Origin of the sequence: Acinetobacter sp. LUNF3, from assembly GCF_022699605.1 — a bacterium.
Taxonomy (GTDB): domain Bacteria; phylum Pseudomonadota; class Gammaproteobacteria; order Pseudomonadales; family Moraxellaceae; genus Acinetobacter; species Acinetobacter johnsonii.
In genome coordinates this window covers 3,223,670-3,235,953 of the sequence record NZ_CP093968.1, presented here as the reverse complement: position 1 = coordinate 3,235,953, position 12,284 = coordinate 3,223,670, and the positions used below count along the sequence as shown (strand labels likewise).

Here is a 12,284-nt window from a genome sequence, read left to right as displayed (position 1 = left end):
AAACTTAAGGCTGTTGATAGGCGCTCAGCATCTCTAAGGTTGAAGCCTTAGGCAGGTCTAACTGGATTAAACTGAGCATGGCATCTCCTTCACCAGCGAGCGAGATCTTGAAGTTTTCAGCACTGCTTTGGTCACATTGGAACTGTAAATTTTTCTGGTGGGGCAAGTTCATCTGCATTTCACGTTCATTGTTCAACCGATATTGATAGGTTCGTTGGGTCGAGGTTTCAGTCAAGCTCGGCGCTAAACTTAAAAACTGATAATCAGTTAAATTTTGCGTTTTCAGAAACCCTTCAATCAGTGCTTTACAAATAAAATGTTGCTGTTGTACCTGCTGTGAAACATGTGGCGGTTGGCAAGCCGATAAGCTCAATAAGCAAAAGAGAGATATGATTATTTTTTTCATAAAAGTGCCTATTTATGGTTGTGAACGAATGACAGAAGCATAATTCTGTTGGCATAATGGATACAGATACATAAAAGTTAAAAAAATAGGTACAGATGAATGGCATTCCAGTATCAAAGCTTGGCTGCACAGTTGCTTGAAAAAATTCAAAATGCTGAATTACCCGCAGGGCAAAAGCTGTTGTCGTTACGCCAGTTTGCCAACTTACAAAAGGTCAGTTTGAATACTGCTAAGAGCTGTTATGAACTACTCGAGTCGCAGGGGTATATTCATGTGAAAAATAAGTCGGGCTATTTTGTCAGTTATCAGAAAAATACCAGCCCATCTATTCCTGTACCGCAGCATCCTGATTTTCAGTCTCAAGCCCGTGATATTTCTAATTTAGAGCTACAGCTGGAAATTCAACAGTCTTCCATTAATAGCCGTCTCATCCATTTGGGAGCGATTCAGCTTTCTCCAAAACATGTGCCTGTAGAAGCGCTCCGCCGCTCCATTCAACGCGCCTTAAAACACAGCCAACCTGAAGATTTTTTATATAGCGATAAGCAGGGTCATATTCGCTTGCGGCAGGCTTTGTCTGAGCATTGGGCTGAAGATGGCTTCTATATTTCGCAGGATGATATCTACATCAGCAATGGCTGTATGCCTGCGTTGTCGGTGATGATCCAACACCTCAGCAAGGAAGGCGACAGCGTAATTGTACCGACCCCAAATTTTAATGGTCAGTTGCAAATGCTGGCGGGGTTAAAGCGAAAAATTATTGAAATTCCAGCCGATACTCAAGGCTTTGATCTTGAACGTTTAGAGCAGGTCATGCAAAGTTCAGGCGCAAAAGCGTGCTTACTCACGGCCAATTATCAAAATCCCTTGGGGTTTTGTTTAAGTAATGCAGAAAAAGAAAAAATTGCACAACTGGCTGCGCGCTATCAGTGCTATGTGATTGAAGATGATATTTATGGTGAATGTAGTTTCAGCTCAAGTCGTCCGCTGCCGATTAAGTATTGGGATCAGCAGGGTTATGTGATTTTCTGTGGTTCAGTTTCCAAGTCCCTTTCAACTGCGTATCGCGTAGGTTGGTTCTGTATTCCGCAGCGCTTAGCGCATTTGAAGGCTACGTTGCTGATGCAAAATATCACAGTGAATACACCCTTGCAGTTGGCACTGGCCGATCTCATTTATAGCCGTGCTTATCGGGAGCATTTACAGCAGTTAAAGCCGATTTTGAAACAGCAAGTTGAGCAATACCGACACATGATTCAGCATGCCTTTAACGGAGTTGAGTTACGTATCAATCAACCCTTAGGTGGTTATGCGCTGTGGTTACAGCTACCCGAGTGTATCGATGGTTTAGATATGTACTATTTTGCTCAGCAGCACGGTATTAATATTGTGCCAGGCGAAGTCTTTGGTGAAGGGCAGCGTTATAAAAACTGTATCCGCCTCAATGCAGGTCATGAAATTTCAACAGATATTCGCGCAGCGGTCACCTTGTTGGCCGATTGGGTGAAAGCGCAACTCAGCAGTTCGACGTTGGTCAAACAAGCGGTATAAAAAAAGCGCCTGTTTTGAGGCGCTTATCGATTAAAAGTCAGCTTTGAGGACGATCCGATAACGGGCTTTTCCAGAATGTAACCGTTCCAGTGCTTCATTCAACTGTGACATAGGATACAGTTCAATTTGTGGCGCAATGTTTTTACGTGCAGCGAATTTGAGTAGCTGACGTAATGCCGCAGGTGAGCCAGTGGGTGAACCCGTGATAGACTTTGCTCCACCAATCAGACTACCTGCATTTAATTTGATGGGCTCTAGAGGCAAGCCTAGCAGATGGATCGTGCCATTTGGTGCCAGTGTACTGATATAGGCAGGCCAATTGAGCGTGACATTCACGGTGCTGAGGATGAGATCAAATTTGCCCCGCTGGGTTTTAAGCGCATCCACATCACGGCTATTCACCACATGATCTGCACCCATGGCCTTGAGTTCTTCCGTTTTGTCGAGGTTCGAGGTGAATGCCGTGATTTCACAGCCCCATCCTCGAAGTAGCTTAATGGCCATATGCCCTAAACCACCGATGCCAATTACCCCGACATGGTGAATGGCTTGAATGCGGTGTTTTAAAATCGGATCAAAAACGGTAATACCGCCGCACAATAAAGGACCTGCTGACTCAGGATCCAGCTCTTCAGGTAAAGGAATAATCCACTGCCAACCTGCGCGAACTTTGTCGGCAAAGCCGCCTGCATGACCGACGATGGTTGCTGTCGGTCCTCCTGTACAGAGCACTTGTTGGCCCGACACACAGGGGTCACAGTGTTGGCAGCTTTCTGCCGTCCAGCCAATACCGACGCGCTGTCCAAGTTTAAGCCCTTTGGCTTCGGAGCCTAAGCGACTGATGGTGCCAATAATTTCATGACCAGCGACAACGGGATAGACCGAAGAGTTCCATTCATTGTTAATGACTGAAACATCGGAATGGCACAATCCACAATATTCGACTTGGACTTCGACCTGATGTGGTTGCAGTTCACCCGCATCGAATTGATAGGGTTGTAGTGCTGCACCTGCTTGCATTGCCGCATAGGCACGAATGGTGTTATCCGTCATATTTTATATCCTTATTTTCCGGTTTTTTATGTACTTTTATTTAAAATGACAGCTATTTTCATGGTCGTTGACCATGCCGACTGCTTGCATAAAGGCATAGCAGGTGGTGGGTCCGACAAATTTAAAGCCGTGTTTTTTTAGGGTTTTAGACATATTTTGGCTTTGAGGTGTCTGTGCAGGTGCTGTGCGGTAGTCCGGGACATCATTGTTGATTGCGTGTTGCTCGACAAAGTTCCAGAGCCACTCAACGGGGTTAATGCCTTCTTGCTTTAGGGCTTGCCATGCAATCGCATTGTCACGAATGGCAGTCAGCTTCCCGATATGGCGAATTAAGCCGATATCTTGGACTTTTTCGGCTAAATCTGTATCACTTAAAGCCGCAATCTGTTCAATGGAATATTGAAAAAACTGGCGATGATAATGTTCACGTTTTTTCAGGACGGTAATCCATGAAAGCCCCGCTTGTTGACCTTCGAGGCAGAGCATTGTAAATAATTGCTTTTCATCATGTAGTGGTTTACCCCACTCATGATCATGGTAGTCGATGTAAAGTGGGTCTGAGGAGCACCATCCGCAGCGTTGAGTGGTCATGAACATGCTCCTGATCTTTTTATAGGGTAAAAGGTGCCCATTGGTCGTGTTGATTGTCCCAATAAAACAATTGTGCGTGTTCGAGGTCGGAAAAGTTAATCCAGACATCGTTTCCTGTTTTTTCAGCAAATCCAGTGCTGATTAAAAGTGCATCTTCGGTAATTTCCATGATCCAACCTTGGTGGTTTTGTCCAGCCAAGATGATTTTTTGTTGATTGCCTGATTCAGCAAATTCGACCAGACGGTTGATCAACGTTTCTGACATGAAAAATTCCTAAAGTTAACGTAAATAAGGATAGGGATTTACTGCACCACGGCCTTTACCTTGTAAATAAAGTCCATAATGCAAATGTGGGGCGGTGTGCCGTGCATTGCCTGTATTGCCGACATAGCCGATCAGGTCGCCTTTTTTGACATAGTCGCCGACACTTAAGCCACGTTTATGGTCATCAAGATGAGCATAGTAATGCCAAGTGCCTGCTGGCCCCATAATCCAAACCACTTTACCACCCAAATTGTTATTGCGTAAGTCTGCAACGAGACCTTCTGTGGCAGAAAAAACTTTTGTTCCACGTGGAGCCAGAATATCGATGCCTTCATGCGTCCGTCCGCTACTGCGGGACGCTCCCCAAGTATCTGTGAGCCCTTGACGTTTAATGCCTTGAACGGGTACAGGCAGCTGCTGAGCTAAACGCATGTTTTTCAGCTGTTGGACTTGTGAGGCAGGTAATTGGCTTCCACTCGGCGCAGGCGGCGTGGTGCGGCAAGCTGCAAGTAACAGAATCACAAAACTTAAACTGGCAAGCGCAGAAAGGCTGGGCAAACAATTACGCACGAAAAATCCTTTATTATTTCAGTGATCTAATTTTAAAGTGTCAGGGTGAACCCAATGGATCACCCAACTATGTCACAGTTGAATTGCCGAGATCAATTTTTTCATCGCGGTTGGGATGCCCATTTCTGTGACGTTTTGTATGTCTAGCCATGTGCTGGCCAATTCTATACTTAAATGTTCGAGCTGGTCGGCATCGACCTCAAAGCAGAGCGCTTTTAGTTGCCAAGTGAAATGGGTGAAACTATGCGAAATGTCAGCGCGTTGCGAGACTTGTTTTAGTCCTAGACTTTGGCACAGTTGCGAGAACTCATCACGATTTTCAAAAATAGGTAAACACCATAAACCGCCCCACAGTCCACTATTGGGACGCTGCTGCCACAGCCATTGATTGTGATGACGCAGCACCAAAACTTGGGCAGACTTTACAGGTACAGCTTTCTTGGGCTTTTTAAAAGGCAATTCAGTTTCTAGACCTTGTGCATGGGCTTTACAGTGTTGCTGCATTGGGCAGTATAAACACAGTGGTTTTTTAGGGGTACAGACGGTTGCCCCCAAATCCATGATGGCTTGGGTATAGTCGTGGTTACGTTCAGTTGGACAGAGTTTAGTGGCCAGTTGCCACATGCTGCGTTCATGCACAGGTTTGCTTAGATCATCCTCAATGGCAAAAAAACGCGCGAGCACGCGTTTTACATTGCCATCCATAATGACGCCGTACTGACGTAAACCCAAAGACATCAGCGCCCCTGCGGTAGATGGACCAATGCCTGGCAGTTCAATCCAGTCCTCTAAAGTTTGAGGAAAGTGTCCCTGACGTGCCACAACCCCTGCGGCTTTATGCAGATTACGTGCACGGGCATAGTAGCCCAGACCTGCCCAGTAAGGTGCGACCTCATCCCATGATGCTGTCCCTAAAGCTGCAACCGTTGGGAAGCGTTCGATAAAACGCTCGAAGTATTGCAGCACGGTTTTGACTTGGGTCTGTTGCAGCATAATTTCAGACACCCAGACTTTGTAGGGATCATCGGCTACTTGCCATGGCAGATCATGTCGACCATGAACATCGAACCAAGTCAGTAACGCATCTGAAAAAGAGAAAGGAGACATCTGAGGCACAAGGAAGAAATTCGGCTTAGTATAACTGAATGTCTTTTCTGAGCCTGATTTTTTGCGCATAAAAAATGGCGCTTACGCGCCATTTAAAACCATAAAAGCTTAGTCTTTTGCCATGCCCCAACGTGCATCAAGTTTTAGCTCTTGGTCTTTGTAGCGTGGAATAATATGGATATGTAAGTGTTCAGACACATTCCCAAATATTTCACCGTCATTAAAACCAATATGAAAGCCTGAAGGTTGATGACGTAATTGGAGTTCATTACGTGCCAGTTCCAGTAAAGACATTAAGCTTTTACGTTCTTTGTCGGTAATGTCAAAAAATGAGCTCACATGACGTAGAGGGATAATGACACAGTGACCTTTAGACAATGCATTGGGTTCGGGCAAAATCACCCCAAAGTCATTTTTATCAAGCACGTCATATTCATCAAAATTACAATATTGGCAGTGGGTCTCAGTCATTGTTATCTCCTCTAAAATCTAATTATGTATCCTGTTGGATCTGAAAAATCAAATAGTTGAATTCTCAGCTCTAGTTAAGCACTGAGATTGCGTTCTAGCAAGTCATACATTGCATCTAGCCCTTGTCTTTCTGCTTCTAGGTTATAGCCCAAGTCTACGCCATTGGCTTTGGCACGCTCATCGGCCAATGGATTGCTAAAACCATGCTTCGCATCTTCAAAAATGATGACTTCATGGTCCACTTTTGCCGCATGCATTTCTTCACGGAAGCTAGCAACATCATCCAAAGTAACCATGCTGTCTAACTCACCATGTAAAACTAAAATTTCACCTTGAATTTGACCTTCGACCGCAGGGGCTTTCGGTGCCAATGTTGCATGGAAAGTCGCCACAGCTTTAAGTGGTGCGCCTGAGCGCGCTAAGTCTAAAACCACTTTACCGCCATAACAAAAACCAATCGCCGCCAGTTGATCTGCATTCACTTCAGGCTGGGCAGCAAGCGTATCTAAACCTGCTTTAGCCCGGTTGACGATGGTGTCTGCATCGGCAAAAGTTTGCATCATCCATTCATAGGCTTGTTTCGCATCTGTGGTGACATTTTTATCACCATACATATCAATCGCCAGTGCGGCATAACCGTGTTCAGCCAGTTCGCGAGCACGTTGTTCAGTATATTCATTTCGGCCCCACCATTCGGGTGCAACGATGATACCTGCATGCGGTGTTTGAGAGCTTGGTGCTGCAAAATAACCGACTAAGCGTTGTCCATCGGCTGCGTTATATTGAATTTCTCGAGTTTGAATACTGATTGTCATGCTCAAATCCTGATAGATGATCTGCTCTGATTAAAGCATAAAAACTTTTACAAGGATTTGAAAAATATTCCGATGTACATGAGAAGTGTGAGAAATTATTTTTAAAGGCACATATAAAAAAAGAAGGATCTGAATCCTTCTTTTTAGTGATTAAGCGTAATGTGCTTTAGACTTTGCCACGGGATAAAAATCCGACAATAGCAAGAATCACAGCAATCACTAATAAAATAATGGCAAAGTCTTTGGATAAACCTGCTACACCGCCAAAACCAAGTAAACTTGCAATCAGTGCAATCACTGCGAAGATAATCGCCCAACGAAACATAATTTTTCTCCATAGATGTTCTTATTTATTACTCTATTAGTATAGAAAGAAGGCTCGGACACACTGTGTTGCTTTTGTTTAAAAAGTGTTCTGTTTGTATTTAAGTTTATGAATATGATGTAAATATTGACACTTTAGATAGCTCTGAAAGCCATGTGACTATAGGTTATAATAGTGCATTCAGTTTTATTGGCAGTGGTTATGTCCAACGAATTAAGACCAGAGTTTTGGAAGCATTATGCGCTCACTGAGCTACGTTCAGCAGAGTGGGAAGCGTTGTGTGATGGTTGTGGTCTATGCTGTCTGGTGAAACTTGAAGATGAGGAAAGCCAAGAAGTCGCCTATACCAAAGTGGCCTGCAAACTGTTGGACTGTCAAACGGCCAGTTGTCGGGATTATCCGAACCGAAAGCAGCATGTGCCCGATTGTATCCAGCTCACGCCCGAACTTTTAGACACGATTCATTGGTTACCATCGAGCTGTGCTTACCGTCGTCTGCATGAAGGTAAAAATTTGCCCAGATGGCACTATCTGAACACGGGTTCACGGCAAAGTATTCTGAAAGCGAAAAAGTCTGCGGCAGGACGCTGTATTTCTGAAGAAAAGATTCAGGATGACGACATCGAAGACTATATTGTGCGTTGGGTTCGCTAGTCGATAAAAGCACAATCAAATTGCATGAAAAGCTTGTGTCATTCGCCTGAATTTGCCATAACATAAGCATTCGATGAACGCATGATAAGTCCTAGCCCTATGTCCGATAGCAATATTCCACTGCCTGAACGTTTACGCCCGCGTGATTTATCTGAAATTATTGGGCAGGATCACTTATTGGGTGAGCAGGCACCGCTCCGCCAAATGATCGATCAAGGGCATTTGCCATCGATCATTTTTTGGGGGCCGCCAGGCGTGGGGAAAACCACCATTGCTTTACTGTTGGCGCAAGCGATTGATCGACCTTTTGTCAGTTTATCTGCACTCAATACGGGGGTTAAAGAGCTCCGTGAGATCATTGCCGATGGTGGAGATTTAATGCCACCTGTAGTGTTTATTGACGAAATTCATCGTTTTAACAAATCACAGCAAGATGCCTTACTGAATGCTGTGGAGAAAGGCAAAATTACCCTCATTGGTGCCACTACCGAGAATCCTTCTTTTGAAGTCAACAGTGCATTGTTGTCACGTTGTCAGGTCTATACCTTAAATGCGCTTGATGCCGATGCGATTCAAACTTTATTATTACAAGCGATTAAGAACGATCCGTTTTTAAAAGAACGTTATATTCAAATTGAAGAATTTGAAGCACTGGTGCAGTTTGCCGCAGGTGATGCCCGTAAAGCCTTGAATTTAATTGAACTGATTGCGGGCACCTTCGAACCTGACGTTGAAAATATCGTGACCAATGCAATGGTGGTCAAAGTTGCACAGCAAAATATTGCCCGTTATGACAAATCGGGTGAACAGCATTATGATTTGGTGTCGGCCTTTATTAAGTCGATTCGGGGGAGTGATCCTGATGCTACTTTGTATTGGATGGCACGTATGCTCAAAGGTGGTGAAGATCCTGTTTTTATTGCCCGTCGGATGTTGATTGCAGCCTCTGAGGACATTGGCAATTCAAACCCCAATGCACTGCTGCTTGCTGGAGAATGCTTCCGTTCTGTTCAAGTGGTGGGCATGCCAGAGTGTCGAATTATTCTTGGACAGTGTGCAGTGTATTTGGCGACCAGTGCCAAAAGTAACAGTACTTATCTTGCGATCAACAAAGCGTTGGATTTGGCTGAAAAAACAGCGAATTTACCTGTGCCGCTGCATTTAAGAAATGCTCCGACCAAGTTGATGAAAGAACAGGGCTATGGCGTCGACTACTTGTATCCGCACAACTATCCAGAGCATTTTGTGATGCAAGAATATTTACCCCCTGAGCTCAAAGGAACCAAACTATATGAGTCGGCACGCAATAAGCGTGAGGTTGAAGGAGAACGCTTACAACAGCGACGTTGGCAACAAGAACAGCAACAGCAGCAGTAATAAAAAAGCCTGATTTGTTAATCAGGCTTTTTTGTTTTTGGGGCTTAGGATTTAGTCATATCGCTTGACTGCTATAGTCAAACTACTTTATTATTCATACAAGATTCGAAAAAAACTCGAAATAACTCATCGACTGAGTCGATCAACCATTCTTTACGCTTACGTTTAACCCATGCCCACATGTGTTCTATAGGATTTAAATCAGGGCTGTATGCAGGAAGCCAAAGAATTTTATGCCCTTGTTGTTCCAATAACTCCTGAATATCTGCTCTTTTATGAAATGCTGCATTATCCATAACCACTACACTATTTTCTGGTAATGCTGGTATGAGGAATTGCTCAATCCAAAAATGAAAAACATCTGAATTGATTTTGCAGTCAAATAAACCGACTGAAAATAACTTACCCTCATGGATTGCTCCAATGGCATTGGTCTGATTCTTTAATTGCCAATTATATTGCCATAAACAGGGTACTCCTTTTCGTGAGTAGCCATGAGGTCTATAATCATGTGACTTAAAACCACTTTCATCCAGATAAATAATCGGATGGTTTTTTTCTAATTCATTCACTTGCAGAATAAATTTATCCCTAAGCTTTGTATCTGCTTTAGGATGGCTTAACGTCTTTTTTTAACTGTAATATTTAAGCGCTTTAATGCAGCACCAATAGATGAAACACCACAATTAAAACGTGCAGCACGTTCATATTGATAAGCATCAGGATACTTTTCAACATCTTCACGTAAAGCATCATCGTTAATTTTAGAAGGTTTACGTACACGAGTTTTTTTAATCTCTATACGTTTCTTCCATTCAACAATGGTATTTTTATTAATTTCAAATTGTGCAGCTACCGCTCGAATAGAATAACCTTCCTCAAGCTTAGCTAAAATTTTACGTCTAAAATGTTCTGAATAACTCATTGCACCATTGTATTGGTTTTATAATGATTTGACTATATTTTCTTTAAGCGCTGTAGCGTTTTATGTTCCGATGTGCGTATTCGTCAATTTTAATGCCGCAGGTAACACAGCGACCAATAAGGCGATTGCCATCGTGATGTTAAAGCTCAAGGCAAAGCGTGGTTTCATCAGATATTGGCGTAAGAAAAGACCACCGACAGCCCAAACCCCGACACATGGAATGGAAACCACCATTAAAATTAGGGCTGCATAAAGAATATCGCTGACATGATGGTTTAAAGCAAAATAAGTGGCAATGGTGCTGATGGAGATGATCCACGCTTTGGGATTGACCCACTGAAAAAGAGCCCCTTGTAGAAAACCCATCGATGGTTTTTGTTCTAATTCGATGTTGAGTGGCCCACTGGACGCGATTTTCCATGCGAGCCACAGAATATAAGCAGTGCCGATCAAACCTAAAATAAATTGGAGCTGGGGCAGGGCCAGAAACACCTGATTTAAGCCGATGCCAATGGCGAAGAGTTGCACGGCCACACCAAAGGCAATGCCTAAAACCAGAGGTAGGGTTTTACTGATGCCAAATCGTGCACCAGACAGCATGACCAGTGCATTATTGGGTCCAGGTGTGCAGGTCATCACGACACAGAACAGCAGATAAGAGACAAACAGTGACGCATTCATAAAGGGGATGGCGTAATCAAATAAATATCATTTTATTGTTGATCTAGCACAATTTGGTTGTATATTGATCGTTAATACTGAGTTTTATGCAACAAATGATTGAATTAGATCGATTAGACCGAAAAATATTGTGTGAGCTTGAACGCGATGCACATTTAACCAATATTAAACTGGCAGAACGCGTGGGTTTGTCACCCTCGGCCTGTTTACGACGCGTGCAAGAGTTAGAAAGAATTGGTGTGATCCGAGGCTATAAAGCGGTGATTGACCGTTCGCTTTTGGGTGTTGGTTTAACGGTTTATGTGACTATTGGGCTGTCTTGTCACTCAAAAGAAAGCTTGAGTCAGTTTGAGGATGTGATCACTGCAACGGATGAAGTTACTGAGTGTCATACCATTACAGGCTCGGTCGAGTATTTGCTCAGGGTTGAAGTGGCAGACATCAAGTCTTATAAAAAGTTTCATACTGATGTTTTAGGAACGATTCCATCCATTAGCTCGATCACCAGTTTTTTGGTGATGGATACCACTAAAAATCGATACACCAATCTATAAAAACTTAGGTGGAAAGATAAAAAAACCGAGCGAAACTGCTCGGTTTTTTATCTGAATGCATATAGTTTCGCGGGATCAGATCAAACGAGGCGCTTTATCTTTTCAACAGAGCATTGAATGTTGAATCATTGCTGAGACAAGCTCTTGAAAGCTATTCAATTATTTAAAGTTACCCTCTAAAAACTGTTGCAGGCGTTCACTTTTGGGGTGAATCAAAACTTCTTTTGGATCACCTTGTTCTTCAATTTTGCCTTGATCTAAGAAAATGACATGATTGGACACATGGCGTGCGAAGCCCATTTCATGGGTGACCACAATCATGGTTCGGCCTTCTTCAGCCAAACTTTGCATCACTTTCAACACCTCACCCACCAGTTCAGGATCTAGAGCACTGGTTGGCTCATCAAACAACATCACTTCCGGCTCCATTGCTAAGGCACGGGCAATTGCGACACGCTGTTGCTGTCCTCCTGACAAAAAAGACGGATATTTCTTTTCGACACTTTCTGCGAGCCCAACTTTTCTTAAATATTTTCGTGCACGCTCTTCCGCCTCACTTCGCTTTAGTCCCAAGACATGAATGGGTCCTTCAATAATATTTTCTAATACCGTCATATGCGACCACAAATTGAAATGTTGAAACACCATCATCAGTTGGGTGCGCATTTTTTGTAGTTGTTTGGGATTTTTTGCTTTGAGATTGCCATTTTTATCCAAGCTAGTCTCTAACTGCTCACCATTGAGTTGAATGCTACCTTGGCTCGGTTGCTCTAGAAAATTGATGCAACGAAGAAAGGTACTTTTACCTGAACCTGAGGAACCAATAATACTAATCACATCACCTGCATGTGCCTCAAGGGAAACCCCTTTTAAGACTTCATGATCGCCAAAACTTTTACAAAGGTCTCGAATCACCAGTTTTGCTGAATTTTCCATTGT

17 protein-coding genes are annotated in these 12,284 nt (G+C 43.4%); 4 read left to right on the top strand and 13 right to left on the bottom strand.

What is annotated here, in order from left to right; all coding sequences use genetic code 11:
* Positions 1–4: 4 nt before the first annotated feature.
* Positions 5–406, bottom strand: a complete 402-nt coding sequence (locus MN200_RS15835) for a hypothetical protein (RefSeq protein WP_201952957.1) — start codon at positions 404–406, stop codon at positions 5–7.
* Between the two features lie 99 nt (positions 407–505).
* Between MN200_RS15835 and MN200_RS15830 the strand changes: the two genes are divergently transcribed.
* Positions 506–1,957, top strand: a complete 1,452-nt coding sequence (locus MN200_RS15830; RefSeq protein ID WP_125273784.1) for a PLP-dependent aminotransferase family protein — start codon at positions 506–508, stop codon at positions 1,955–1,957.
* Positions 1,958–1,987: 30 nt separating this feature from the next.
* Here the strand turns inward: MN200_RS15830 and MN200_RS15825 are convergent, their stop codons facing one another.
* The 8 genes from MN200_RS15825 to MN200_RS15790 form a co-directional block, all read right to left on the bottom strand.
* Positions 1,988–3,010: an NAD(P)-dependent alcohol dehydrogenase gene (locus MN200_RS15825; RefSeq protein ID WP_242759835.1), complete on the bottom strand. Its 1,023-nt coding sequence runs from the start codon at positions 3,008–3,010 to the stop codon at positions 1,988–1,990.
* Between the two features lie 36 nt (positions 3,011–3,046).
* Entirely contained in the window at positions 3,047–3,601 is a 555-nt protein-coding gene (locus MN200_RS15820; RefSeq protein WP_094148435.1) for a DNA-3-methyladenine glycosylase I, read from the bottom strand.
* Positions 3,602–3,620: 19 nt separating this feature from the next.
* A complete protein-coding gene (locus MN200_RS15815; protein ID WP_094148434.1) occupies positions 3,621–3,866 on the bottom strand; it encodes a hypothetical protein in 246 nt (81 codons plus the stop codon).
* Between the two features lie 15 nt (positions 3,867–3,881).
* Entirely contained in the window at positions 3,882–4,424 is a 543-nt protein-coding gene (locus MN200_RS15810; protein WP_242760557.1) for a M23 family metallopeptidase, read from the bottom strand.
* An 84-nt stretch (positions 4,425–4,508) separates the two neighbouring features.
* A complete protein-coding gene (gene mutY, locus MN200_RS15805; protein ID WP_242759833.1) occupies positions 4,509–5,543 on the bottom strand; it encodes an A/G-specific adenine glycosylase in 1,035 nt (344 codons plus the stop codon).
* Positions 5,544–5,651: 108 nt separating this feature from the next.
* Complete coding sequence (locus tag MN200_RS15800; protein WP_058870560.1) at positions 5,652–6,014, bottom strand: HIT family protein; 363 nt, start codon at positions 6,012–6,014, stop codon at positions 5,652–5,654.
* A gap of 74 nt (positions 6,015–6,088) precedes the next feature.
* A complete protein-coding gene (locus MN200_RS15795) occupies positions 6,089–6,829 on the bottom strand; it encodes a dienelactone hydrolase family protein (RefSeq protein ID WP_058951488.1) in 741 nt (246 codons plus the stop codon).
* A gap of 166 nt (positions 6,830–6,995) precedes the next feature.
* Positions 6,996–7,154 (bottom strand): DUF1328 domain-containing protein, encoded by a 159-nt coding sequence (locus MN200_RS15790; protein WP_004647174.1) that lies wholly within the window; start codon positions 7,152–7,154, stop codon positions 6,996–6,998.
* Between the two features lie 201 nt (positions 7,155–7,355).
* On the opposite strand from MN200_RS15790, the gene MN200_RS15785 reads away from it, so the two are divergent.
* Together MN200_RS15785 and MN200_RS15780 are read left to right on the top strand one after the other, a co-directional pair.
* Entirely contained in the window at positions 7,356–7,808 is a 453-nt protein-coding gene (locus tag MN200_RS15785; RefSeq protein WP_242759831.1) for a YcgN family cysteine cluster protein, read from the top strand.
* Between the two features lie 99 nt (positions 7,809–7,907).
* Positions 7,908–9,185: a replication-associated recombination protein A gene (locus MN200_RS15780; protein WP_242760556.1), complete on the top strand. Its 1,278-nt coding sequence runs from the start codon at positions 7,908–7,910 to the stop codon at positions 9,183–9,185.
* 77 nt (positions 9,186–9,262) lie between these two features.
* Here the strand turns inward: MN200_RS15780 and MN200_RS15775 are convergent, their stop codons facing one another.
* Genes MN200_RS15775 through MN200_RS15765 form a run of 3 tightly spaced genes read right to left on the bottom strand, consistent with a single transcriptional unit; the run spans position 9,263 to position 10,791 of the window.
* Positions 9,263–9,757 (bottom strand): IS630 family transposase, encoded by a 495-nt coding sequence (locus MN200_RS15775; RefSeq protein ID WP_005402037.1) that lies wholly within the window; start codon positions 9,755–9,757, stop codon positions 9,263–9,265.
* A 47-nt stretch (positions 9,758–9,804) separates the two neighbouring features.
* On the bottom strand, positions 9,805–10,110 hold the full coding sequence (locus MN200_RS15770) for an IS630 transposase-related protein (RefSeq protein ID WP_000122230.1): 306 nt from the start codon (positions 10,108–10,110) through the stop codon (positions 9,805–9,807).
* A 60-nt stretch (positions 10,111–10,170) separates the two neighbouring features.
* The gene (locus tag MN200_RS15765) at positions 10,171–10,791 is read right to left on the bottom strand and encodes a LysE family translocator (RefSeq protein WP_242759829.1); all 621 of its coding nucleotides are present in this window, start codon (positions 10,789–10,791) and stop codon (positions 10,171–10,173) included.
* An 86-nt stretch (positions 10,792–10,877) separates the two neighbouring features.
* Between MN200_RS15765 and MN200_RS15760 the strand changes: the two genes are divergently transcribed.
* Positions 10,878–11,345 (top strand): Lrp/AsnC family transcriptional regulator, encoded by a 468-nt coding sequence (locus MN200_RS15760; RefSeq protein WP_228254617.1) that lies wholly within the window; start codon positions 10,878–10,880, stop codon positions 11,343–11,345.
* A gap of 159 nt (positions 11,346–11,504) precedes the next feature.
* Here MN200_RS15760 and MN200_RS15755 read toward each other — a convergent pair whose 3' ends face one another.
* On the bottom strand, positions 11,505–12,281 hold the full coding sequence (locus MN200_RS15755; RefSeq protein ID WP_063454366.1) for an ATP-binding cassette domain-containing protein: 777 nt from the start codon (positions 12,279–12,281) through the stop codon (positions 11,505–11,507).
* Between the last annotated feature and the right edge of the window lie 3 nt (positions 12,282–12,284).

Bases quoted from the DNA above. Each gene is read 5' to 3' on its own strand.
- MN200_RS15755 (WP_063454366.1), bottom strand. From the start codon at position 12,281: ATGGAAAATTCAGCAAAACTGGTGATTCGAGACCTTTGTAAAAGTTTT.
- MN200_RS15815 (WP_094148434.1), bottom strand. From the start codon at position 3,866: ATGTCAGAAACGTTGATCAACCGTCTGGTCGAATTTGCTGAATCAGGC.
- MN200_RS15825 (WP_242759835.1), bottom strand. From the start codon at position 3,010: ATGACGGATAACACCATTCGTGCCTATGCGGCAATGCAAGCAGGTGCA.
- MN200_RS15820 (WP_094148435.1), bottom strand. From the start codon at position 3,601: ATGACCACTCAACGCTGCGGATGGTGCTCCTCAGACCCACTTTACATC.
- MN200_RS15765 (WP_242759829.1), bottom strand. From the start codon at position 10,791: ATGAATGCGTCACTGTTTGTCTCTTATCTGCTGTTCTGTGTCGTGATG.
- MN200_RS15790 (WP_004647174.1), bottom strand. From the start codon at position 7,154: ATGTTTCGTTGGGCGATTATCTTCGCAGTGATTGCACTGATTGCAAGT.
- MN200_RS15770 (WP_000122230.1), bottom strand. From the start codon at position 10,110: ATGAGTTATTCAGAACATTTTAGACGTAAAATTTTAGCTAAGCTTGAG.
- mutY (WP_242759833.1), bottom strand. From the start codon at position 5,543: ATGTCTCCTTTCTCTTTTTCAGATGCGTTACTGACTTGGTTCGATGTT.
- MN200_RS15785 (WP_242759831.1), top strand. From the start codon at position 7,356: ATGTCCAACGAATTAAGACCAGAGTTTTGGAAGCATTATGCGCTCACT.
- MN200_RS15760 (WP_228254617.1), top strand. From the start codon at position 10,878: ATGCAACAAATGATTGAATTAGATCGATTAGACCGAAAAATATTGTGT.
- MN200_RS15800 (WP_058870560.1), bottom strand. From the start codon at position 6,014: ATGACTGAGACCCACTGCCAATATTGTAATTTTGATGAATATGACGTG.
- MN200_RS15830 (WP_125273784.1), top strand. From the start codon at position 506: ATGGCATTCCAGTATCAAAGCTTGGCTGCACAGTTGCTTGAAAAAATT.
- MN200_RS15780 (WP_242760556.1), top strand. From the start codon at position 7,908: ATGTCCGATAGCAATATTCCACTGCCTGAACGTTTACGCCCGCGTGAT.
- MN200_RS15795 (WP_058951488.1), bottom strand. From the start codon at position 6,829: ATGACAATCAGTATTCAAACTCGAGAAATTCAATATAACGCAGCCGAT.
- MN200_RS15835 (WP_201952957.1), bottom strand. From the start codon at position 406: ATGAAAAAAATAATCATATCTCTCTTTTGCTTATTGAGCTTATCGGCT.